Source organism: Bacillus mexicanus (assembly GCF_050445615.1).
Taxonomy (GTDB): Bacteria; Bacillota; Bacilli; order Bacillales; family Bacillaceae; genus Bacillus; species Bacillus mexicanus.
Genome location: NZ_JBCEYV010000020.1, coordinates 1 through 255 on the forward strand (window position 1 = coordinate 1; position 255 = coordinate 255).

A 255-nucleotide genomic window follows, 5' to 3' on the forward strand; every position below is an offset into this window, starting at 1 on the left:
CACGGTACTGGTTCACTATCGGTCACTAGGGAGTATTTAGCCTTGGGAGATGGTCCTCCCGGATTCCGACGGAATTTCACGTGTTCCGCCGTACTCAGGATCCACTCTGGAGAGAACGAAGTTTTGACTACAGGGCTGTTACCTCCTATGGCGGGCCTTTCCAGACCTCTTCATCTACCTCGTTCTTTTGTAACTCCGTATAGAGTGTCCTACAACCCCAAGAGGCAAGCCTCTTGGTTTGGGCTGTTCCCGTTT

The 255-nt window shown here is 51.8% G+C and carries 1 rRNA gene; it reads right to left on the reverse strand.

Annotated features, from left to right (window positions below):
• Positions 1-255 (reverse strand): 23S ribosomal RNA (locus AAGG74_RS23510); the annotation flags it as partial.